This is a genomic window from Caballeronia sp. AZ7_KS35 (genome assembly GCF_023631045.1).
GTDB lineage: Bacteria > Pseudomonadota > Gammaproteobacteria > Burkholderiales > Burkholderiaceae > Caballeronia > Caballeronia zhejiangensis.
In genome coordinates this window covers 814,269-837,597 of record NZ_JALQDV010000001.1, presented here as the reverse complement: position 1 = coordinate 837,597, position 23,329 = coordinate 814,269, and the positions used below count along the sequence as shown (strand labels likewise).

The 23,329-nt window shown below is 62.3% G+C and carries 20 protein-coding genes; 16 read left to right on the top strand and 4 right to left on the bottom strand.

The annotated features are described in order from the left end of the window. Positions 1 to 56 precede the first annotated feature (56 nt). From ileS to NCT05_RS03960, 5 genes are all read left to right on the top strand, one after another. Complete coding sequence (ileS, locus tag NCT05_RS03980) at positions 57 to 2,888, top strand: isoleucine--tRNA ligase (RefSeq protein ID WP_250501779.1); 2,832 nt, start codon at positions 57 to 59, stop codon at positions 2,886 to 2,888. Further along, positions 2,889 to 3,407, top strand: a complete 519-nt coding sequence (gene lspA, locus NCT05_RS03975) for a signal peptidase II (RefSeq protein WP_033537118.1) — start codon at positions 2,889 to 2,891, stop codon at positions 3,405 to 3,407. A 54-nt stretch (positions 3,408 to 3,461) separates the two neighbouring features. Further along, positions 3,462 to 4,670, top strand: coding sequence for a bifunctional phosphopantothenoylcysteine decarboxylase/phosphopantothenate--cysteine ligase CoaBC (gene coaBC, locus NCT05_RS03970; protein WP_034472998.1), 1,209 nt, complete (start codon positions 3,462 to 3,464; stop codon positions 4,668 to 4,670). A gap of 88 nt (positions 4,671 to 4,758) precedes the next feature. Next, the gene (gene dut, locus NCT05_RS03965; protein ID WP_008351195.1) at positions 4,759 to 5,205 is read left to right on the top strand and encodes a dUTP diphosphatase; all 447 of its coding nucleotides are present in this window, start codon (positions 4,759 to 4,761) and stop codon (positions 5,203 to 5,205) included. 481 nt (positions 5,206 to 5,686) lie between these two features. Next, on the top strand, positions 5,687 to 6,304 hold the full coding sequence (locus NCT05_RS03960; RefSeq protein ID WP_175982816.1) for a hypothetical protein: 618 nt from the start codon (positions 5,687 to 5,689) through the stop codon (positions 6,302 to 6,304). A 174-nt stretch (positions 6,305 to 6,478) separates the two neighbouring features. Here the strand turns inward: NCT05_RS03960 and clpA are convergent, their stop codons facing one another. Further along, positions 6,479 to 8,782 (bottom strand): ATP-dependent Clp protease ATP-binding subunit ClpA, encoded by a 2,304-nt coding sequence (clpA, locus tag NCT05_RS03955; RefSeq protein ID WP_008351197.1) that lies wholly within the window; start codon positions 8,780 to 8,782, stop codon positions 6,479 to 6,481. Continuing rightward, positions 8,779 to 9,093, bottom strand: coding sequence for an ATP-dependent Clp protease adapter ClpS (gene clpS, locus NCT05_RS03950; protein ID WP_008351199.1), 315 nt, complete (start codon positions 9,091 to 9,093; stop codon positions 8,779 to 8,781). The genes clpA and clpS overlap by 4 nt, the downstream gene beginning before the upstream one ends. 525 nt (positions 9,094 to 9,618) lie before the next feature. On the opposite strand from clpS, the gene cspD reads away from it, so the two are divergent. Next, entirely contained in the window at positions 9,619 to 9,825 is a 207-nt protein-coding gene (gene cspD / locus NCT05_RS03945) for a cold shock domain-containing protein CspD (RefSeq protein WP_008351201.1), read from the top strand. A gap of 158 nt (positions 9,826 to 9,983) precedes the next feature. Here the strand turns inward: cspD and icd are convergent, their stop codons facing one another. Next, positions 9,984 to 11,240, bottom strand: coding sequence for an NADP-dependent isocitrate dehydrogenase (icd, locus tag NCT05_RS03940; protein ID WP_008351202.1), 1,257 nt, complete (start codon positions 11,238 to 11,240; stop codon positions 9,984 to 9,986). A gap of 200 nt (positions 11,241 to 11,440) precedes the next feature. Here icd and NCT05_RS03935 point away from each other — a divergent pair, with 200 nt between their 5' ends. From NCT05_RS03935 to NCT05_RS03890, 10 genes are all read left to right on the top strand, one after another. After that, positions 11,441 to 12,016: a pseudouridine synthase gene (locus tag NCT05_RS03935; protein WP_250501778.1), complete on the top strand. Its 576-nt coding sequence runs from the start codon at positions 11,441 to 11,443 to the stop codon at positions 12,014 to 12,016. Between the two features lie 396 nt (positions 12,017 to 12,412). Next, positions 12,413 to 12,619 carry a hypothetical protein gene (locus NCT05_RS03930; RefSeq protein ID WP_075583544.1) on the top strand — a complete coding sequence of 69 codons (207 nt, stop codon included), beginning with the start codon at positions 12,413 to 12,415 and terminating at the stop codon, positions 12,617 to 12,619. A gap of 123 nt (positions 12,620 to 12,742) precedes the next feature. Continuing rightward, the gene (locus NCT05_RS03925) at positions 12,743 to 13,312 is read left to right on the top strand and encodes a DUF192 domain-containing protein (protein WP_008351215.1); all 570 of its coding nucleotides are present in this window, start codon (positions 12,743 to 12,745) and stop codon (positions 13,310 to 13,312) included. 193 nt (positions 13,313 to 13,505) lie between these two features. After that, positions 13,506 to 15,611 (top strand): elongation factor G, encoded by a 2,106-nt coding sequence (fusA, locus tag NCT05_RS03920; protein ID WP_008351216.1) that lies wholly within the window; start codon positions 13,506 to 13,508, stop codon positions 15,609 to 15,611. 100 nt (positions 15,612 to 15,711) lie between these two features. Continuing rightward, on the top strand, positions 15,712 to 16,194 hold the full coding sequence (locus NCT05_RS03915; protein WP_250501777.1) for a cupin domain-containing protein: 483 nt from the start codon (positions 15,712 to 15,714) through the stop codon (positions 16,192 to 16,194). Between the two features lie 128 nt (positions 16,195 to 16,322). Further along, on the top strand, positions 16,323 to 17,984 hold the full coding sequence (locus NCT05_RS03910) for an ABC transporter substrate-binding protein (RefSeq protein WP_244807741.1): 1,662 nt from the start codon (positions 16,323 to 16,325) through the stop codon (positions 17,982 to 17,984). Between the two features lie 4 nt (positions 17,985 to 17,988). Next, positions 17,989 to 18,996 carry an ABC transporter permease gene (locus NCT05_RS03905; protein ID WP_250501776.1) on the top strand — a complete coding sequence of 336 codons (1,008 nt, stop codon included), beginning with the start codon at positions 17,989 to 17,991 and terminating at the stop codon, positions 18,994 to 18,996. After that, the gene (locus tag NCT05_RS03900; RefSeq protein WP_008351220.1) at positions 18,993 to 19,850 is read left to right on the top strand and encodes an ABC transporter permease; all 858 of its coding nucleotides are present in this window, start codon (positions 18,993 to 18,995) and stop codon (positions 19,848 to 19,850) included. Before NCT05_RS03905 ends, NCT05_RS03900 begins: the two co-directional genes overlap by 4 nt. Next, entirely contained in the window at positions 19,847 to 21,922 is a 2,076-nt protein-coding gene (locus NCT05_RS03895) for an ABC transporter ATP-binding protein (protein WP_008351221.1), read from the top strand. Before NCT05_RS03900 ends, NCT05_RS03895 begins: the two co-directional genes overlap by 4 nt. Before the next feature lie 74 nt (positions 21,923 to 21,996). Beyond that, on the top strand, positions 21,997 to 22,416 hold the full coding sequence (locus NCT05_RS03890; RefSeq protein ID WP_008351222.1) for a Rap1a/Tai family immunity protein: 420 nt from the start codon (positions 21,997 to 21,999) through the stop codon (positions 22,414 to 22,416). A gap of 12 nt (positions 22,417 to 22,428) precedes the next feature. Here NCT05_RS03890 and NCT05_RS03885 read toward each other — a convergent pair whose 3' ends face one another. After that, on the bottom strand, positions 22,429 to 23,277 hold the full coding sequence (locus NCT05_RS03885; protein WP_250501775.1) for an aldo/keto reductase: 849 nt from the start codon (positions 23,275 to 23,277) through the stop codon (positions 22,429 to 22,431). Positions 23,278 to 23,329 lie beyond the last annotated feature (52 nt).

The following is a 23,329-nucleotide window of genomic DNA, read 5'->3' as shown; positions in this document are numbered from 1 at the left end:
CGAATCACCGCGCGCTAAAAGACGAGCGCCGTCTCACCGAATTCACTGAGTCACCCATGAGCGACAAGAAAGAAAAAGCCTCCTCGAAGTATCCCGTCAACCTGCTCGACACGCCCTTCCCGATGCGCGGCGACCTGCCCAAGCGCGAACCCGCGTGGGTCAAGGAGTGGCAGGACAACAAGATCTACGAGAAGATCCGCGCGGCGTCGAAGGGCCGCAAGAAGTTCATCCTGCACGACGGCCCGCCGTATGCGAACGGCGACATCCACCTCGGTCACGCCGTCAACAAGATCCTGAAGGACATGATCGTCAAGGCGCGCAATCTCGCGGGCTTCGACGCGGTCTACGTGCCGGGCTGGGACTGCCACGGCATGCCGATCGAAATCCAGATCGAAAAGCAGTTCGGCAAGACGCTGCCCGCCATCGAAGTGATGCGGAAGGCGCGCGCCTATGCGGGCGAACAGATCGAAAAACAGAAGGTCGGCTTCCGGCGCCTGGGCGTGCTCGGCGACTGGGACAATCCGTACAAGACGATGAACTTCGCCAACGAAGCGGGCGAGATCCGCGCGCTCGGCAAGATCATGGAGAAGGGCTTCGTGTTCCGCGGCCTGAAGCCGGTAAACTGGTGCTTCGACTGCGGCTCGGCGCTGGCCGAAGCGGAAGTCGAATACAAGGACAAGACCGATCCGACCATCGACGTCATGTTCGCGTTCGCCGAACCGGAGAAGACCGCGCAGGCGTTCGGCCTGCCCGCGCTGCCGAAGACGGAAGGCGGCATCGTCATCTGGACGACGACGCCCTGGACCATTCCCGCGAACCAGGCGCTGAACGTGCATCCGGAGATCGTCTACGCGCTCGTCGATACGCCGCGCGGTCTCCTGATCCTCGCGCAGGAGCGCGTCGAAGCGTGCCTGCAGAACTACGGCCTGACGGGCGAAGTCATCGCGACGACGACCGGCGAAAAGCTCGCGAACCTGCGCTTCCACCATCCGCTCGCGGCAGCGCATCCGGGCTACAAGCGCACGGCGCCGGTCTATCTCGGCGATTACGTGACGACGGAAAGCGGCACGGGCATCGTGCATTCGTCGCCGGCGTATGGCGTGGAAGACTTCGTGTCGTGCAAGGCGCACGGCATGCCGGACTCGGACATCATCAACCCGGTGATGGGCGATGGCCGCTATATCGAATCGTTGCCGCTGTTCGGCGGGCTCTCGATCTGGAAGGCGAATCCGCAGATCGTCGAAGCGCTCGAAGGCGCGGGATCGCTGCTCAAGAGCGAAAAGTACACGCACAGCTACATGCACTGCTGGCGCCACAAGACGCCGATCATCTATCGCGCGACCTCGCAATGGTTCGCCGGCATGGACGTGAAGCCGAAGGACGGCGGCCGCACGCTGCGCGAGATCGCGCTGGAAGGCGTCGAGAACACGGCGTTTTATCCGTCATGGGGCAAGCAGCGTCTTTACAGCATGATCGCGAATCGCCCGGACTGGACGCTTTCGCGTCAGCGTCAGTGGGGCGTGCCGATGGCGTTCTTCGTGCACAAGGAAACCGGCGAGCTGCATCCGCGCACGCTGGAGTTGCTGGAAGAAGTGGCGAAGCGTGTGGAGGAAGGCGGCATCGAAACGTGGCAATCGCTCGATCCGCGCGAACTGATCGGCGACGAAGCCAACATGTACGAGAAGAACCGCGACACGCTCGACGTGTGGTTCGATTCCGGCACGACGCACTGGCACGTGCTGCGCGGCTCGCACAAGGATTCGCTGCAGTTTCCGGCCGATCTCTATCTCGAAGGCTCGGACCAGCATCGCGGCTGGTTCCATTCGTCGCTGCTCACCGCGTCGATGCTCGACGGCCGCGCGCCCTACGACGCGCTGCTCACGCACGGCTTCACCGTCGATGGCGAAGGCCGCAAGATGTCGAAGTCGCTCGGCAACGGCATCGATCCGCACGAAGTGTCCAATCGCCTTGGCGCGGAAATCATCCGTTTGTGGATCGCATCGACGGACTATTCGGGCGAGCTCGCGATCTCCGAGGAAATCCTGAAGCGCGTGACGGAGACGTATCGCCGTATCCGCAACACGCTGCGCTTCCTGCTCGCGAATCTGTCGGACTTCGATTTCGACAAGAACGCGCTGCCGGTTCAGGACTGGCTCGAAATCGATCGATACGCCATCGCGCTCACGCGCAATCTGCAGGACGACGCCCTCGCGCACTACGAGAAGTACGAATTCCATCCGGTCGTCGCGAAGATCGCGACATTCTGCTCGGAAGACCTCGGCGGCTTCTATCTCGACGTGCTGAAGGAGCGCCTCTACACCACGAAGCCCGATTCGCGCGAGCGCCGCAGCGCGCAAACCGCGCTGTTCCATATCGCGCACGGCTTGTTGCGTCTCGTCGCGCCGTATCTGTCGTTCACGGCCGAAGAAGCGTACAAGGTGCTCAAGCCCGGTCAGGAAACGATCTTCACGGAAGTCTTCGCGACGTATCCGGAGATCGCGAACGGCGGCGATCTGCTCGACAAGTGGACGCTCATCCGCAGCGCGCGCGGCGACGTCACCAAGGCGCTCGAAGAAGCGCGCACGGCCAATCAGATCGGTTCGTCGCTGCAGGCGGAAGTCGTGGTTCGTGCGAGCGGCGCGCGTTACGACGCACTCGCGAGTCTCGGCGATGCATTGCGCTTCGTGCTGATCACGTCGTCGGCGCAAGTGGAAAAGGTGGCGAGCGAAGCAGAAGAAGGCGTCGATGTCGCCGCGTCGAGCTACATGAAGTGCGAGCGCTGCTGGCACTATTGCGCCGATGTCGGCTCGCACCCGGAACATCCGGGCCTCTGCGGCCGCTGCTTCTCCAATCTCTTCGGCGCAGGCGAAACGCGAGGCGCGGCATAAATGGCTCGAACGATGGCAAAGCAAACTTCCGTTAGAACCGCGAGCAGCGGTTCGCTCGCGCCGTGGCTCGGCGTCGCGCTGATCGTCATTCTGTTCGACCAGTTGACGAAGATCGCCGTGCAGCGCGTGTTCGCCTATGGCGATCCGCATGCGCTCACGCCCTTTTTCAATCTGCTGCTCGTCTACAACCGCGGCGCGGCGTTCAGCTTCCTCGCGATGGCGGGCGGCTGGCAGCGCTGGGCGTTCACGGCGTTGGGCGTCGTCGCGGCGATCGTGATTTGCTATCTGCTCAAGCGCCATTCGGGGCAGCGCATGTTCTGCACGGCGTTGTCGCTCATCATGGGCGGTGCGATCGGCAATGTCATCGACCGGATTGCGTACGGGCACGTCATCGACTTTCTGGATTTTCATGTGAACGCGTGGCACTGGCCGGCGTTCAACCTCGCCGATAGCGCGATCACCGTCGGCGCGGTCCTGCTAATTTTCGACGAACTGCGGCGCGTGCGCGGTTCACGTTGATATTCACGACGCGGCTCCTCTCACGGAGCCGTGTTCTTTTGCGATGGAGGCAAGTTGGAACTCGCGGGCAAACATCTCGTTTTAGGACTGACCGGCGGCATCGCCTGCTACAAGATCGCCGAACTGACGCGCCTGCTCGTCAAGGCCGGCGCAACCGTGCAGATCGTGATGACCGAAGCGGCCACGCAGTTCATCACGCCCGTCACGATGCAGGCGCTGTCGGGCCGTCCCGTGTACACGTCGCAGTGGGATGCGCGCATGCCGAACAACATGCCGCACATCGATCTTTCGCGCGAAGCGGATGCGATCGTCATCGCGCCCGCCTCGACCGACTTCATGGCGAAGCTCGCGCATGGCATGTGCGACGACCTGCTTTCGACGTTGTGCATCGCGCGCGATTGCCCGCTGCTCGTCGTGCCCGCGATGAACCGCCAGATGTGGCAAAGCCCGCCGACGCAGCGCAATGTCAGCCAGCTTCGCGCCGATGGCGTCGAAGTGCTCGGTCCGGATTCGGGCTCGCAGGCGTGCGGCGAAGTCGGCGACGGCCGCATGATCGAGCCCGAAGCCGCGTTCGAAGCGATCTGCGCGTTCTTTCAGCCGAAGATTCTGCGCGGCCAGCGCGTGCTGATTACCGCCGGTCCGACCTTCGAGCCGCTCGATCCGGTCCGCGGCATCACCAATCGTTCGTCGGGCAAGATGGGCTTCGCGCTCGCACGCGCGGCGGCGCAGGCGGGCGCGGACGTGCATCTCGTCGCCGGTCCGGTTTCCCTGCCGACGCCGTGGGGCGTGTATCGCGAAGACGTGCAGACCGCGCAGGAAATGCACGATGCGGTGATGGCCGCGACCCCTGACACCGACATCTTCATCGCGGTCGCCGCGGTGGCGGACTGGCGCGTCGATCACGTCAGCGAACAGAAGATCAAAAAGACCGCCGACGCGTTGCCGACGTTCAACTTCATCGAGAATCCGGACATTCTCGCGTCGGTGGCGAAGCTGCCGAATCCGCCTTTTTGCGTCGGCTTTGCGGCGGAAAGCGGCAATCTCGAGGTTCATGGCGATGAGAAACGCAAGCGCAAGAACGTGCCGCTGCTGATCGGCAATATCGGACAGCTCACGTTCGGACGCGACGACAACGAAGTCGTGCTGTTCGAAGAAAGCGGCACGACACCGCTGCCGCGCGCCGGCAAGCAGGAACTCGCGCGCACGCTGATCGCGGAGATCGCAAAACGCGCGCCGAAGACCGGCGGCACGCTGTTGTCGTGACCGAACTCGACGCCGCGCGCACGCGCTCCTATCGACTTCCCGCCGATGCTTTCGAGCTCGGCCATTCCATTCAATAACGCCTCGATTTATGAAACTCGACGTCAAGATTCTCGATGCGCGCATGCGCGACTTCATGCCCGCCTACGCCACGCCCGGCAGCGCGGGCCTCGATCTGCGCGCGTGCCTCGATGCGCCGCTCGTCATCGAGCCGCATCAGACCGTGCTCGTGCCGACCGGCCTCGCCATTCATCTCGCCGATCCCGGCTATGCCGCGATGATCCTTCCGCGCTCGGGTCTGGGTCACAAGCATGGCATCGTTCTCGGCAATCTCGTTGGGCTGATCGATTCGGATTATCAAGGCCAACTGATGGTTTCGACGTGGAATCGCGGCGACACCGCGTTCACGCTGAACCCGATGGAGCGTCTCGCACAGATGGTGATCGTGCCGGTCGTGCAGGCGCAGTTCAATATCGTCGATGATTTCGAAGCGAGCGAGCGCGGGCTTGGTGGATTTGGAAGTACCGGGAAACACTGAAAGCGAATGCACTCGCGCTGGGACGAGACATAGATCGTCCCACTGATCAGTTCCATTCCGATGAAACGCGGATTATCTTTTAGATAATCCGCGTTTTTGTTTAACGATCCAAAATATCGAACTTTCAAATAGGAAAATTCTCGCAATCAAATCGCTTGCGCGTATTACAAACCTTCACAGTTATTTTGACATTACAAACCTATAACTCCCTACAGCAAAAGAACGCGCGGACTATCTCCATCAACATAACTGCAGCTATCTCGGCGCGTTGCTCGAGACAGCATCGAGTTCATCGCTTGACGATGAGCCCAATGTTTTCACGCACGTCTCCGCTGCGAAATTCCGATTCAAATGTTTGTTGTCGACTCTGACTTAATAAACCCGTGGAGGTAGCCATGTAGACCGCTTCAATACTCGATCCAATTGGATTAATCCGCGCCGCTTTATTTAGGATTCACAGTCATATCTCTAGGAGTGCATCATGGCCCAAGAATGTATGTTTTCAGACAACTACCAGCTCGCACTGGAATTTCCCACCGTCTCGCTGTCCGGCCTTGCACCGCCTGCCAGCGGATTCAAATTCTATGACCATTGGTTTTACTCCAATGACGCTGGCGTCCAATCAGTCTGCAACCCCGGCCGTGATGGGCAGGCGCTTCTGGGCGAAACAACTTCTACCGTAGTAAGTAAGCTCGATGTGGCTCAAGTGAGTTTCTACTCCAACACCTACACCGCGCAAATGTTTCCGACGTCGTATAACGGCCTGTTCTACCTTGTCGCCATTCAAGTAGATGCAGACATACACGGCAATGACTGCGAGGAAATCATCCTTGGCCCGCTTCCGCCCCCGCCCCTGGAAACCGTACTGGCGAGCCCCGACGATCACCACGATTCGTCGTGCATGCAAGGAATCGGCTGGAGATTTTTCACCATATTCGGAGTGTCGCCGGACTTCGTAAAACCCTCATCGGCAGTCTCGTTTCACAGCAATAACGGGGAACACGGCAAGTTTCGGCTCTCAGGTACAACTGGAGATAAAGACTTGCGCATCGTAACCATCAGCTCGATCAACATCATGGTCGGAACGCTCAACCCGTGAGGACGCAAACAGAAACGCGCTTGCTCGTTTGCGCGCATCATCTGGACTTCGAGACTCATGGGATGGGACACGGATACATTAAACATGCTTGAGCATGGAACGGCTTGTTGTGAAACGCGCAAAAAAAAGCGTGGGCTCTTTCGAGTCCACGCTTATCGTCCCGCCTTAAACGCGTTAATCCACTTCGATCGCTTCCGGATTCGGATTGCGCGGCGGCGCCGAGTTTTCGTCGAACGTCAGCTGCACCTTGTCGTCCGCATCGACATCGACCGTCACGCGGCCGCCGTTGACCAGCTTGCCGAACAGGAGCTCGTCGGCCAGGGCGCGACGGATCGTGTCCTGAATCAGACGCTGCATCGGACGCGCGCCCATCAGCGGATCGAAACCGTGCTTCGCCAGGTGCTTGCGCAGCGAATCGGTGAAGACCGCATCGACCTTCTTCTCGTGCAACTGATCTTCCAGTTGCATGAGGAACTTGTCGACCACGCGCAGGATGATTTCCTCGTCCAGCGAACGGAAGCTGATGATCTGGTCCAGACGGTTGCGGAACTCCGGCGTGAACATGCGCTTGATGTCGGCCATTTCGTCGCCCGACTCGCGTCGCGACGTGAAGCCGATCACCGCCTTGCCCATTGCCTCGGCGCCCGCGTTCGTCGTCATGATGATGATGACGTTGCGGAAATCCGCCTTGCGGCCGTTGTTGTCCGTCAGCGTGCCGTGGTCCATCACCTGCAAGAGCACGTTGTAGATGTCCGGATGCGCCTTCTCGATTTCGTCGAGGAGCAGCACGCAATGCGGCTTCTTCGTGACGGCTTCGGTCAGCAAACCGCCCTGATCGAAACCGACATAGCCCGGCGGCGCGCCGATCAGACGGCTGACCGCATGACGTTCCATGTACTCCGACATGTCGAAGCGCAGCAGTTCGATGCCCAGCGTGAACGCCAACTGCTTCGCGACCTCCGTCTTGCCGACGCCCGTCGGGCCGGAGAACAGGAACGCACCGATCGGCTTGTCCAGCTTGCCGAGACCCGCGCGCGCCATCTTGATCGACGCCGACAGCGCGTCGATCGCCGGATCCTGACCGAACACGACGGCTTTCAGGTCGCGATCGAGCGTCTGGAGCTTACTGCGGTCATCCTGCGACACGCTCTGCGCCGGCACGCGCGCGATCTTCGAGATGATCTCTTCGATCTCGCTCTTGCCGATGGTCTTCTTCTGCTTCGACTTCGGCAGGATGCGTTGCGCCGCGCCCGCTTCATCGATCACGTCGATGGCCTTGTCCGGCAGATGACGGTCCGTGATGAATCGTGCCGACAGTTCCGCCGCCGCCGACAGCGCACCCGACGAATACTTCACGCCGTGATGCTCTTCGAAGCGCGTCTTGAGGCCGCGCAGAATCGCCACCGTCTGTTCGACGGACGGCTCGGTGACATCGACCTTCTGGAAACGCCGCGACAACGCCGCGTCCTTCTCGAAGATGCCGCGATATTCCGTGAACGTGGTCGCGCCGATGCACTTCAACTGACCCGACGACAACGCCGGCTTCAGCAGGTTCGATGCGTCGAGCGTGCCGCCCGATGCCGCGCCCGCGCCGATCAGCGTATGAATTTCGTCGATGAACAGAATCGCGTGCGGACGCTCTTTCAGTTCCTTCAACACCGTCTTCAGACGTTGCTCGAAATCGCCGCGATACTTCGTGCCGGCGAGCAGCGCGCCCATGTCGAGCGAGTAGACCTGTGCATCGGCGAGGATGTCCGGCACTTCGCCGCGCGTGATGCGCCATGCGAGGCCCTCGGCGATCGCCGTCTTGCCGACGCCGGCTTCGCCGACGAGCAGCGGATTATTCTTGCGACGGCGGCACAGCACCTGCACCACACGCTCGACTTCGAGTTCACGGCCGATCAGCGGATCGATCTTGCCGTCCTTCGCGAGCTGGTTGAGGTTCTGCGTGAACTGCGCGAGCGGCGTTTCCTTCTGCGCAGCGGCGTCTTCCGATTCCGGATTCGCTTCGCTGCTCGCCTTGGCGGCGTCGCCGCTATTCGTCTTCGCAATGCCGTGCGAAATGAAATTCACGACATCGAGACGCGTGACGCCCTGCTGCTGCAGGTAGTACACCGCGTGCGAGTCCTTCTCGCCGAAGATCGCGACCAGCACGTTCGCGCCGGTCACTTCCTTCTTGCCATTCGAAGTCGATTGCACGTGCATGATCGCGCGCTGGATCACGCGCTGGAAACCAAGCGTCGGCTGAGTATCGACGTCGTCCGTGCCGGGCACGGTCGGCGTGTTGTCATGAATGAAATTGCGCAGGTTCTGACGCAAATCTTCAATGTTGGCTGCGCAGGCGCGCAACACTTCAGCCGCGGTCGGATTGTCCAACAGGGCGAGCAACAGGTGCTCGACCGTTATGAACTCATGCCGCGCCTGACGTGCTTCCATAAACGCCATGTGCAGACTGACTTCCAGTTCCTGGGCAATCATGCTTCCTCCATCACGCACTGCAGCGGATGCCCCGCTTGCCGTGCATGGCTAACGACTTGCTCAACTTTGGTCGACGCAATGTCTCGCGTGTAGACCCCACAAACTCCCCTGCCTTCGCGATGAACCTTGAGCATGATCTGCGTCGCGGTCTCACGATCCTTATTGAAGTATTCCTGCACGATCATCACGACGAATTCCATCGGCGTGAAGTCGTCATTCAGCAGCACCACCTTGTACATGGCCGGCTTCTTGAGCTTCTGCTCCTGCCGCTCCAGTACCGTGCCATCCTGCTTGTTGGGATTGATCGCCATACACCCATTCTAAACATCACGGACGTCCTCGCAATCGCCGCTCCAGCACCGACCGCCCGGTCGGAATGTGTCGCTGAAAACCGCACTCGCACAGGTGTCGTCCATCGAATCCTGCCGCTGCCCAACATTTCGGCGCGGCCCGCTTGCACCTCGTCGAAACCAGTATCGCACAGCTTCAAAAAAAACAAACCGAGCACCAAGCGCTGCGGGCCGCCGGGTATCACACAAGTGAGTCGATTATGCGACTTTTCAAGATGACTTGCTTGGACGGCAGCACACACGCAAAGCAGGAATTACCCTACGAATGCGCTCTTTGCAACGAGCTTAACGGCTATCCCAAAAATTCCTTGACACCCGATTTAAGAGATTTAACAATCAAACTGGCACTTTTTTCCGGGGGCCAACCACGGACGAAAAAAGAGGCCGAGGTGAGCTTGTGAGGAGGGGGCGGTTCACATTGTGGGGTGTGCCGTCGAGCTTTTCGAGCGTGCTCTGGGTGCGACAAGAGTTAGAGGGGAAGTACGAATGTCTACTGGTACGGTCAAATGGTTCAACGACGCGAAAGGCTACGGATTCATCACGCCCGATGAAGGCGGCGAGGATCTGTTCGCACATTTCTCGGCGATTCAAATGAACGGTTTCAAGACGCTCAAGGAAGGCCAGAAGGTCAGCTTCGAGATCGTCCAGGGACCGAAAGGCAAACAAGCTTCGAACATTCAGGACGCTGCCTGACCGTTCGATCGACTTAGCCTCGTGAAACCCGGCCTTCGCGCCGGGTTTTTTCATGCCTCGCGCGTTGCACGCATATGAGGCATGTGCGCGAAATAAAAACCCCGGAAGGCGTAGGCCTTCCGGGGTTTTTATTTACCACATCGAATCGAGGTGAGTCCTCACATATTCTCGATCATCACCTCTCCGAAACCCGAACACGATACTTGCGTCGCGCCTTCCATCAAACGCGCGAAGTCGTACGTGACGCGCTTCGAAAGAATCGACTGCTCCATCGACGAAATGATGCGGTCCGCCGCCTCGAACCAGCCGAGATGGCGCAGCATCATTTCGGCGGACAAAATTTCCGAACCGGGATTCACGTAGTCCTTGCCCGCGTATTTCGGCGCCGTGCCGTGCGTCGCCTCGAACATCGCGACGGAATCCGACATGTTCGCGCCCGGCGCGATGCCGATGCCGCCCACCTGCGCCGCGAGCGCGTCCGAGATGTAGTCGCCGTTCAGGTTGAGCGTGGCGATCACGTCGTATTCGGCGGGACGCAGCAGGATTTGCTGAAGGAACGCATCGGCGATCACATCCTTCACGACGATATCGCTGCCCGACTTCGGATTCTTCACCTTCATCCACGGGCCGCCGTCGATCAGTTCCGCGCCGAACTCCTTCTGTGCGAGCGCGTAGCCGTAATCGCGGAAGGCGCCTTCGGTGAACTTCATGATGTTGCCCTTGTGCACGAGCGTCACCGAGCGGCGATCGTTGTCGATCGCGTACTGGATCGCCTTGCGCACGAGCCGCTCCGTGCCCTCCCGCGAAACGGGCTTGATGCCGAGTCCCGACGAATCAGGGAAGCGGATCTTCTTCACGCCCATTTCTTCGCGCAGGAACTTGATGACCTTCTTCGCTTCGGGCGAATCCGCCGGCCATTCGACGCCCGCGTAGATGTCTTCCGAATTCTCGCGGAAGATCACCATGTCGATCTTCTCCGGTTCGCGCACCGGCGACGGCACGCCCTTGAAGTAGCGCACCGGACGCAGACACACGTAGAGATCGAGTTGCTGACGAAGCGCCACGTTCAGCGAGCGGATGCCGCCGCCGACGGGCGTCGTGAGCGGCCCTTTGATCGACACGATGAAATCCTTCACCACTTCGAGCGTTTCGTCCGGCAGCCACACGTCGGGGCCGTAGACGCGCGTCGCCTTTTCGCCCGCGAAGATTTCCATCCATTGAATCTTGCGCTTGCCGCCGTAGGCCTTCTCGACCGCCGCATCGACGACCTTGATCATCACCGGCGTGATGTCGACGCCCGTGCCGTCGCCCTCGATATACGGGATGATCGGCTGATCCGAGACGTTGAGCGAGAAGTCCGCGTTGACGGTGATCTTGTCACCGCCTTCCGGAACCTTGATGTGCTGATACGGCATGGTCGACTCCAAATAAGGCCGGGCTTGAATGGAAGCAAGCAAACTGGATAGAGAGCGATGCGATGCAGCATGCGCGAGCGATGAACCCGCGCGATGAAGTTCACTTCATCATTCTAACCATGCTGGCTTGTCCCGGCGCGCCCGAAAGCCGCCGCGCGCATGCTTTAAGATGCCGCATCCGACCACGCCGCGCGCCTCGCATGTCACTTATCGCCCTGAACAAGCCCTTCGGCACCATCTGCCAGTTTTCGGCGCACGAGACGCGCGCGTCGCTCGGCGACTGGGTGAAGACGCCGGGCGTGTATCCCGCGGGCCGGCTCGACGCCGATAGCGAAGGCCTGCTCCTCCTCACCGACGACGGCGCGCTCCAGGCCCGCATCGCGGAGCCGCGTCACAAGCTGGTAAAGCGCTATTGGGCGCAAGTCGAAGGCGCGCCCGACGAAGCCGCGCTCGCGCGTCTTTCGAAAGGCGTCGATCTCGGCGATTACGTGACGCAGCCGTGCCGCACCGCATTCGTCGACGAACGCGACATCGAAGCGCTCTGGCCACGCAATCCGCCGATCCGCTATCGCGCCGCCATCCCGACGACGTGGATCGAGCTCGCCATCACCGAAGGCAAGAATCGGCAGGTGCGGCGCATGACGGCCGCTGTCGGCTTTCCGACCTTGCGGCTCGTACGCGTCGCGATCGGCGCGCTCGATATCTTCACGCTCGGCCTCGCGCCGGGCGAGACCGTCGAGGTCGCCCCGCGCGCGCCGTGGCAACGCGTTCGTTGAATCGCATTCAACTATTCTGAATATCGGCCGTGTGCATCGCCGTGTGCATCGTTTAGTGCGATGTGTTTAAACGTGCTGTCATCGAGATCGAGTAGCGCATATCGCGCCGCCGATATTTTTTTTGTCGCCGCGCAATTTTCCCTGTAAATCGCGTCAACCGACTCTTCACGCGACGCGTTAAGGGCGTCAGATGCCGCATAAAGCTATCCGGCATGAGCGAATAACTGATTACAACTACCTGTGTGCTCCAGGGAGTTTGAAAGGTTCAAGCGTTCACAGTCGCATCGAATTTGAATTATCGATGTCGAGTGTCAACCGAAAGGTAGGTGGCTCGTTTACCGACATGACTCAATGACCGGGTCGTTTGGTTAATTAACTCAAGCTGAGGATTCACAGATGAACAAACTGATCGCTGCTCTCGTCGCTGGCCTGTTCGCAACCGCTGCTTTCGCACAAGAAGCTTCGGCACCGGCCGCTGCTGCTCCGGCAGCTGCTTCGTCGGCTCACAAGTCGGCTCACAAGAAGACGTCGCACAAGTCGTCGAAGTCGCACAAGAAGGCAGCCGCTGCGTCGGCTCCGGCAGCCGCTTCGGCAGCTCAGTAAGTTTTTTGTAAGAGGCGGTATAGCGAAGTCAAGAACGAGCATTACCGCCGTCCTTACGGCGTTCAAAGGGCAGATGGCCGCAAGGCGTCTGCCCTTTTGTTTTGTGCCTGCGCATCGAGTAACATGCGCGGGGTTTGTCCGGCTCAGGCGCAAGCCATCGATCAGAAAGGGAGCTTTGCCGTGAATCTCGTCTCGCGCTTCTTCAATCAACAAATCAACCTCGGCAAGCTCGCGCGCGCATGCGTGATCGCGCTTGCCCTGCCCTTCGCCGCATTGCCGCTCGCACAGGCGCAGACGATGCCGCCCGGCGCCAAGCAGCCGTCCGACTTTCCGCGTGCAAAGCTGACCGCGGGCATGTATGTGATCGACGCCGCCGTCGCCGCGAACGATGCCGATCGCGAGCAAGGTCTCATGTATCGCACGCAGCTCGCACCGAACGAAGGCATGCTCTTCGTGTTCAATGAAAACGCCGTGCATTGCTTCTGGATGAAGAACACGCTGATCCCGCTGTCGATCGCGTTCATCCGCGCGGACGGCACGATCACCGACATCGACGAGATGCAGGCCGAAACCGAGAACAACCACTGCCCGCGCAACAACGGCGTGTATGCGCTCGAAATGCCGAAGGGATGGTTTGCCGCGAAAGGCATCAAGCCGGGCACGCAGATCAAAGGCTTGCCGCGCGCGCAGTAACGCGCTTCTTGCCCGCCCGAACAACCGGCGTCGTCGCACGACACGCCGGTTTTTTTGCGTCCGGGAAGTCGCTTGCGCCGGGCTGGCAGGATTCCTGCAAAGAGCCTGCCGACGCGCTATCCTAAAAAGATTCGGCGCGACGCATTCGCGTTGGCTTCACACGCCGCGCCGACTCAAACCACAGGAGGTTCACGTGCCCCGCAAGACTCCCATCGAGCGCTATCGGAATATCGGAATCAGCGCTCACATCGATGCCGGCAAAACTACGACTACCGAGCGCATCCTTTTCTACACCGGCGTGACGCACAAGATCGGCGAAGTGCACGACGGCGCGGCCACGATGGACTGGATGGAGCAGGAGCAGGAACGCGGCATCACGATCACCTCCGCGGCAACGACGGCCTTCTGGAAAGGCATGGCCGGCAATTATCCGGAACATCGCATCAACATCATCGATACGCCGGGGCACGTCGACTTCACGATCGAAGTCGAGCGCTCGATGCGCGTGCTCGATGGCGCGTGCATGGTCTACGACTCGGTCGGCGGCGTGCAGCCGCAATCGGAAACCGTGTGGCGTCAGGCGAACAAGTACAAGGTGCCGCGCATCGCGTTCGTCAACAAGATGGACCGCGTCGGCGCGGACTTCTTTCGCGTGCAGCGGCAGATCGGCGACCGGCTGAAGGGCGTCGCGGTGCCGATCCAGATTCCGATCGGCGCGGAAGATCACTTTCAGGGCGTCGTCGACCTCGTGAAGATGAAGGCGATCGTCTGGGACGACGAGAGCCAGGGCATCAAGTTCACCTACGAGGAAATTCCCGACAACCTCAAGGATCTCGCGCACGAGTGGCGCGAGAAGATGGTCGAGGCCGCCGCCGAAGCGAGCGAAGAGCTGCTCGAGAAGTATCTGGAAGACCACAACAGCCTGACCGAGGACGAGATCAAGGGCGCGCTGCGCAAACGCACGATCGCCAACGAAATCGTACCGATGCTCTGCGGCAGCGCGTTCAAGAACAAGGGCGTCCAGGCGATGCTCGACGCAGTGATCGACTACCTGCCCTCGCCCGTCGACGTGCCCGCGATTCTCGGCCACACGGAAGACGACGAGGAAGCGGAGCGTCATCCGAGCGACGACGAGCCGTTCTCCGCGCTCGCGTTCAAGATCATGACCGACCCCTTCGTCGGGCAGTTGATCTTCTTCCGCGTGTATTCGGGCGTCGTGAATTCAGGCGACACGGTCTTCAATCCGGTGAAGGACAAGAAGGAGCGCCTCGGCCGGATTCTACAAATGCACGCGAACGAGCGCAAGGAAATCAAGGAGGTGCGCGCGGGCGACATCGCGGCGGCCGTCGGTCTCAAGGAAGCGACGACCGGCGACACGCTTTGCGATCCGCAGAACGTCATCATCCTCGAACGGATGATCTTCCCTGAACCGGTGATCTCGCAGGCCGTCGAACCGAAGACGAAGGCCGATCAGGAAAAGATGGGCATCGCGCTGAACCGTCTCGCGCAGGAAGATCCGTCGTTCCGCGTGACGACCGATGAGGAATCGGGCCAGACGATCATCTCCGGCATGGGCGAGTTGCACCTCGAGATTCTCGTCGACCGGATGAAGCGCGAGTTCGGCGTCGAGGCGACGGTCGGCAAGCCGCAGGTCGCGTATCGCGAGACCGTGCGCAACAAGGTCGAGGATGTCGAAGGCAAATTCGTCAAGCAGTCGGGCGGACGCGGGCAGTACGGTCACGCCGTGATCGCGCTGGAGCCGGACCCCGGCAAGGGCTACGAGTTCGTCGACCAGATCAAGGGCGGCGTGATTCCGCGCGAGTTCATCCCCGCCGTCGACAAGGGCATTCAGGAAACGCTGAAGGCCGGCGTGCTCGCGGGCTATCCGGTCGTCGACGTGAAAGTGCGGCTCACCTTCGGCTCGTATCACGATGTCGATTCGAACGAAAACGCGTTCCGCATGGCCGGCTCGATGGCCTTCAAGGAAGCGATGCGCAAGGCGAAGCCCGTGCTGCTCGAACCGATGATGGCCGTCGAAGTCGAGACGCCCGAGGACTTCATGGGCAACGTGATGGGCGATCTCTCGGGCCGGCGCGGCATCGTGCAGGGCATGGAGGACATCGCGGGCGGCGGCGGCAAGCTCGTGCGCGCGGAAGTGCCGCTTGCCGAGATGTTCGGCTACTCGACGTCGCTGCGCTCGCTGACGCAAGGCCGCGCGACCTACACGATGGAGTTCAAGCATTACGCGGAGACGCCGTCGAACGTGTCGGAAGCGATCATCAATTCGAAAGCGAAATAATCGCGATCGAACCGTGTAGTATCGGAAGTCCGTTGCTCGCTTCCTTGATGGCGGCAACGGACTTTTTCATATCCGCAGACGATACACGGGCATGAGCGACATGAGCGATCCACATCAGCACATCGATTGGCGCGAACACGGCGTCAAGGTCATCAAGGGCGATCAGCTCGACACCAACACGCCGCAGACGCCCGGCATGAACCGCGCGGCTGCCATCAACGCGGCGCGCGTCGGCGCCCAGAAAATCTGGGCCGGCACGGTCACGATCCATCCGAATGCGAAAACCGGCGTGCATCATCACGGCGCGCTCGAAAGCGTCATCTATGTCGTGCGCGGCCAGGCGCGCATGCGCTGGGGCGAGCATCTCGAGTTCACGGCCGAGGCCGGTCCCGGCGACTTCATTTTCGTGCCGCCTTATGTGCCGCACCAGGAAATCAACGCGAGCACCGCCGATCCGCTCGAATGCGTGCTCGTGCGCAGCGACAACGAAGCGGTGGTGGTGAATCTGAACATCGATGCCGTCGAGAAGCCCGAGGAAGTCTATTGGGTCGATCCGATTCACAAGCATCCACACGATCACTGAAAAGCGCACGGGCGCGTCATGGAGCGGCGCGTTCCTTGCTGGCGATGTCCGAATGCACCTCGACGGCGCGGTCGAGCCGATCGCGCGTGGGCGACGGCCAGCAAACAACGACAACGGAAAAGCACACGATGAAGAAACCTTCGACCGACGCGCATCTTCTGGAACTGGCCCGCCCTCGCGCGGGCGAACTGGGCAATCACGCGATCGACGAGTTCATGGCCGGACGCCTCACGCGCCGCGAGTTGCTGCGCCATGCGAGCGTGCTCGGCATCGCGCTCACGGCGGGCGGCATCTTCGGTATGCCGGGCGCGCGGGCGCAAGGCGCGGGCAAGCCGGGCGGCACGATCCGCGTCGCGCATCTGATGCCCGCGGGCGCCGTCGATCCGCTCACCGTGACGGATGCGTCGGGGCTTGCGCTCATCAATCAGACCGGCGAATTTCTCGTCGACGACGACAGCGAGCATCTGACGCTCAAGCCGGCGCTCGCGCTGTCGTGGTCGTCGAATGCCAAGGGCGACGTGTGGACGTTCAAGCTGCGCCCGAACGTGAAGTTCCACGACGGCCAGCCGATGACCGCGAAGGACGTCGTCGCGACCTTCAACCGCCTGTCCGATCCGGCGACCGGCTCGGCTGCGCTTTCGGTGCTGAAGGGCGTGCTGTCGAAGGATTCGGCGAAGGCCGTCGACGATCACACCGTCGAGTTTCATCTCGACGCGCCCAATGGCAATTTCCCGTATTACGTTTCCTCGGATACGTATAACGCCGTGATCCTCCCGGCGAATTTCAGCGGCCCTTACGAGAAGACGTTCATGGGCACGGGCGCGCTGAAGCTGGAGAAATACACGCCGAAAGTGGGCGCATCGTTCGTGCGCAATCCCGACTACTGGGGCGAGAAAGCGCTGCCCGATCGCGTGCAGTTTTCCTTCTACGCGGATCAACAGGCGCAGCTTCTCGCGATGCAAGGCCGCCAGGCCGACGTGATGGGCGACTTCACGGTGCAAGGCGGGGTCGCGATGCTGACGAATCCGCAATTCAAGGTGCTCGGCACGAAGTCGAGTTCGCATCGGCAATTGCACATGCGCTGCGACATGGCGCCGTTCAAGGACAAGCGCGTGCGTCAGGCGCTCGCGCTCGCGATCGATCGCGAAGTCATCGTGAAGGGCCTGTTCCGCGGCCGCGCGCAAGTCGGCAACGACAGCCCGTTCGCGCCGGTTTTTCCGTCGAGCGATCTCAGCGTGCCGCAACGCAAGATCGACATCGCGCAGGCGAAGAAGCTGATGAGCGATGCCGGCGTCGCGAACGGCTTCGACGTCACGCTCACGACCGAAAAGTACATGGAGATTCCCGATCTCGCGGTCGTCGTGCAGAACGCGGCGAAGGCGATCGGCATACGCATCCAGTTGAAGGTCGAGAGTCAGGACCTCTATTACGGCTCGGGCACGTTCGGCAAGTCGGACTGGCTCGATTCGCCGCTCGGCATCACCGATTACGGGCATCGCGGCGTGCCGAACGTGTTCCTCAACGCGCCGCTGACGAGCGGCGGCACCTGGAACGCGGCGCACTTCAAGAATCCCGAATACGACAAGCTCGTCGCGCAGTTCGTCGCGGCGCTCGACGTCGCGTCGCAGAAGAAGCTGTCCGCGCAGATTCAGCATTTGCTGCTCGACGAAACGCCGGTCGTCATCCCCTACTTCTACGACCAGCTGATCGTCACGCGCGCCAATGTCTCCGGCGTGCGCTTCAACGCGATTTCGCAGATGTGGTTCGACCGCGCGACGATCTCGGCGTAAGCGAATGAGCACGATCACGCCCACGGCGCACGTCGCCGACTTCGCCCGAATGAAGCGCATCGCGCGCTTCGTCGGCGTGCGGCTCTTGCTCGCGCTCGTCACGCTGTGGCTTCTGTCGATGATCGTGTTCGCGGGCGGCCAGTTGCTGCCCGGCGACGTCGGCCGCGCGATTCTCGGCCCGCTCGCCGACGCGCGCGCGGTCGCCGCGCTCAACCATCAGCTTGGCGTCGACCGGCCGCTTCTCGCGCAGTATTCGAGCTGGATCGGCCATTTCCTGCGCGGCGACATGGGCGAGTCCTACGCGTTTCGCGCGCCCGTCGCGCCGTTCATCGGCAACGCGCTGTGGAATTCGGCGAAGCTCGGCGCGCTCGCGTTCGTCGTCGTGGTGCCGCTCGGCATCGCGGGCGGCGTGTACGCGGCGCTGCATTCGGGACGATGGATCGATCGCGTCATCAGCATCGGCGGATTGACGGCGACGGTGGTGCCGGAATTCGTCTCGTCGATCGTGCTGATCCTGATCTTCGGCGTCTGGCTGCAATGGCTGCCGATCGAAGCGACCGCGCCTGCCGACGCGGGCTTCTTCACGCAACTCGAACATCTGATCCTGCCAGTGCTGCCGCTCGTCTTCGTGTTCTTCGGCTACATCGCGCGGATGGCGCGCGCGGGCACCGTCGAAGCGCTCGACGCCGATTACACGCGCACCGCGATCCTGAAGGGCTTGCCGCAGCGCGTCGTGATCGTGCGCCATGTGCTGCGCAACGCGCTTTTGCCGACCGTCACCGTCGCCGCGACGCAGCTCGGCTACATGATCGGCGGACTCGTCGTCGTGGAAACGCTGTTTCACTACCAGGGCATCGGCTCGCTGATCTACAACGCCGCAAAAGCGAAGGACTTTCCGATGCTCGAAGCGGGCGTGTTGACCATCGGCGTGATCTATACGGCGGCGAATCTGATCGCCGATGCGCTCTACGTCGTGCTCAATCCGCGCCTGCGCACCGGGGAAGCGAAATGAGCACGGCGGCCGCTATCGCACCGAAATCGCGCCGCTTCGAAGCGTTGAGCGCGCTCGTGCGTTCCGCGACCTTCGATATCGGCGTGCTGATCCTGCTCTTCTGGGTGCTGTGCGCGCTCTTCGGCCACTGGCTCGTGCCGCACGATCCCTACGCGTCCGATCCGCTCAACTCGCTCGTCGCGCCTTCGGGCGATCACTGGTTCGGCACCGACCAGCTCGGTCGCGACGTGTTCGCGCGCGTGATCGTCGGCTCGCGCGACATTCTGACGATCGCGCCGCTCGCGACCTTGCTCGGCACGGCGGCGGGCACGGCGCTCGGGCTCGTCGTCGGCTATTTCGACGGCTGGGTCGACGCCGCCATCGGCCGCGTGATCGATGCGCTGCTCGCGCTGCCGCTCGTGATCGTCGCGCTGCTCGCGCTCGCCGCCGTCGGCGCGAGCAACACGACGGTGATCCTCGTCATCGGCCTCACCTTCGCGCCGATCACCGCGCGCACCGTGCGCGCCGCCGTGCTGAGCGAGCGCCATCTCGACTACGTGCTCGCGGCGCAATTGCGCGGCGAGAACGCGCTCTACATCATGTTCGCGGAGATTCTGCCGAACGTGCTGCCGCCGATCATCGTCGAGGCGACCGTGCGTCTCGGCTACGCGATCTTCGCCGTCGCGACGCTGTCGTTTCTCGGCTTCGGCATTCAGCCGCCGTCCGCCGACTGGGGTCTCGCCTTGTCCGAAAGCTATACGCTGATGGCGGGCGGCGCGTGGTGGACCGTCGTCTTCGACGCCGCCGCGATCGCATCGCTGGTCGTCGCGGTGAATCTCGTCGCGGATGCCGTGCAAGGAGTGCTCGACCGATGAACGGACCGCCGCCATCGGCTTTTCCCACGTTCGGCGCCGCGAAAGGCGATCAGGCCGACGCGCTCACGGTCGTCGGCCTCACGGTCGCGTACCGTTCGCGCGGACGCGAACGTGACGTGCTGCAGGACGTCACGTTGCGCGTCAGGCGCGGCGAGGCCTACGGGCTGGTCGGTGAATCGGGCTGCGGCAAGTCGACCGCCGCGCTCGCGGTGCTGCGCTACTTGCCGCGCAACGGGCGCGTGAAGGCTGGCCGCATTTCGATCGCCGGGCGCGACGTCGCCGCGCTCGACGCCGACGCGCTGCGCGGCATGCGCGCGACCGCCGTGTCGATGGTCTATCAGGATCCCGGACGCGCGCTGAATCCGTCGCTGACGATCGCGCGGCAAGTCTCCGAAGCGTTCGAAGTCACGGGCGCATCCGCCGACGAAGCGCTGTCGCGCACGGCCGACATGCTGAGACGCGTGCGCATCGCATCGCCCGAACGCGTGATGGAGAGTTATCCGCATCAGCTTTCGGGCGGGATGCAGCAACGCGTGGTCATCGCGATGGCGCTCGCGTGCAATCCCGAACTGCTGATTCTCGACGAACCGACCACGGGCCTCGACGCCACCGTCGAAGCCGAAGTGCTCGATCTCATCGCGCAATTGCGTGCGGAGTTGGGCACGGCCGTGCTCTTCATCAGCCACAATCTCGCGGTGATCGGGCGCATGTGCGATCGCGTCGGCGTGCTGTACGCGGGCAAGCTCGTCGAGGAAGGCACGACCGCCGACGTGTTCGCCAAGCCGCGTCATCCGTACACGGTCGGCCTGCTGCGCTGTCTGCCGCGTGCGGGGCGCGCCAAGGAAACGGGCCGGCTCGACACGATTCCAGGCTCCCTCCCGCTGCCCGGATCGATCACGCAGGGCTGCATTTTCGCGCCGCGCTGCAAGCTCGCCGACGAGCGTTGTCTCAAGGACGCGCCGCCGCCGTATCGCGTGGCGTCGGCGCACGGCGATCAGATGGCGCGCTGTCACTATCACGAACGCGCGGAAACGCTGCCGCGCTCGGCCGACGAAGCGCCGGTGCCCGTCGCCGATGCCGACGGTGTCGATCAGCCGCTCGCGCTATCCGCGCGCAATCTCTCGAAGACATTCCGCGTCGGCGATGAAGACGTGCGCGCCGTCCACGATGTCTCGCTCGATCTCGTGCAGGGCGAAACGCTCGGGCTCGTCGGCGAATCGGGCAGCGGCAAGACGACGCTCGCGAAGCTGCTGCTCGGCCTCGTATCGCCCGACAAAGGCGCGTCGCTCGAACTCGACGGCGCCGCGCTGCCCGAGCGCGTGACCCGGCGCAGCGAAGAACAGGTGAAGTCGCTGCAGATCGTCTTTCAGAACCCGGATTCCGCGCTGAATCGCGCGCATTCCGTGCGGCAACTGATCGCGCGTTCGCTGTCGAAGCTCGCCGCGTTGCACGGCGAAGCGAAGGAACAGCGCCTGCACACGCTGACCGAAGCGGTGCGTCTGCCGGAGCGCTATCTGAGCTCGCGCACGCGGCAACTGTCGGGCGGATTGAAGCAGCGCGTCGCGATCGCGCGCGCGTTCGCGGGCGATCCGCGCGTCGTCGTGTGCGACGAACCGACTTCCGCGCTCGATGTCTCCGTGCAGGCCGCGATCCTCAATCTGCTTGCCGATCTGCAGCGCGAGCGCCGCGTCTCCTACGTGTTCATCTCGCATGATTTGCATGTCGTGCGCTATCTGTCGGACCGCATCGCCGTGCTGTATCTCGGGCGCATCATGGAGATCGGGCGCGCGGCCGCCGTCTTCGACGGACCGCAGCATCCGTACACCGAAGCATTGCTGTCGTCGGTGCCGTCGATCGACGGGACGCACGCGAAGCGCATCCGGCTGTCGGGCGAGTTGCCGAGCGCGGCGAATCCGCCTTCGGGCTGCGTGTTCCATACGCGCTGTCCGCGCAAGATCGGCGAAATCTGCGAAACCGAAACGCCGCCGTGCCGCGACGCCGGCGACGGTCACGCGATTCATTGCCACATTCCCGTCGACGAATTGCGCACGCTGCAGCGTCAGGCGCGCTGAGGCTTTCGTCGGAACCAAAGCGGCGTCGCGCGCCTCTCATCGGTTCAACCTTCAAAACAACGAGGATCCAACCGATGAAACCCGCCCTCTCCGCCGCGCTTTGCGCACTGACTTTCGGCGTCGCGACGGCCGCGCAGGCGCAGACCGCACCACAGGCTCCGGCGCCCGGCGCGTCCGATCCGACTTTCTCGGCCTACGCGCTCGCGCAGCAATGCGCCGCGAAGTCCGACAACACGGCGCAAGGACAATGCGTGGGCGCGGTACGCGGAATCGTGCGCGGTTATCAGTACGGCGTGCTGTTTCTGTCGCAGCGCACGTCGCTGCCCGATGGCGAGACGAAGCGCGTATCGCTGTGTCTCGCGGACACGACCGTGTCGTCGATCGTCGACGACTTCCTCGCCGATGCGAAGCAGGTCAACGAAGCCGATCTGAGGCGCACGCCCGCGGAAGTCGCGGTGCTCGGCTCGGTGCACGCGCATCACGCGTGTACGTGATCCGGCGCGTCGTCACAGCATTTCGAGCGGGCGCTTCGACTTCGGCGGCTTGAACTGCCGATCGATGTCCGCGAGCTCGTCGGCGGACAGGTGAAGATCGAGCGCCGCGCGATTCTCGCGAACGTGCGCGACATCCGACGCTTTCGGAATCGCGAATACCTGCGGCTGCTGCAGCACCCACGCGAGCGCCACCTGAAACGCCGACACGCCGCGCGCCGCCGCGATCTGTTCCAGCGCGCCGCCGCGCGGCAGACGCGCGTGATCGACGGGGCTGTACGCCATCGCGGGCATGCGGTGCTCACGCAGCCACGGCAACAGATCGAACTCCGCCCCGCGCCGCGCGACGTTGAAGAGAATCTGATCGGTCGCGCAGGCGTCGCCGCCATCGAGCGATAAGAGTTCTTCCATGTCGTCCGTGTCGAAGTTGCTCACGCCCCAGTGGCGAATCTTGCCGTCGTCCTTCAGTTTTTCGAAACCCGCGATCACGCCTTCGAGATCCTCGCCGGCGCGCCAGTGCAGCAAATACAGATCGATGCGATCGGTCTTCAGGCGTTTCAGGCTGCGCTCGCATGCGCTCTGCACGCCGCGCTCGCTGCCGTTATGCGGATACACCTTGCTGACGATGAAAAGCTCGTCGCGCCTGTCGCCGAGCGCTTCGGCGATGAGCTTCTCGCTTTCGCCTTCGCCGTACATCTCGGCGGTATCGATGAGCGTCATGCCGAGATCGACGCCCTCGCGCAAAGCGGCGATCTCGCTCTTGCGCGCGTTCGGGCGCTCGCCCATTTCCCAGGTGCCCTGGCCGAGTTTCGGAATCGCTTCGCCGGACGGAAGCGTGACGGTTGCCGCATTGGATTGAGCCATGAAGAAGTCTCCTTGCAGGTCCGCCGATTATGGCGCAAGGAGCACGCCCGCC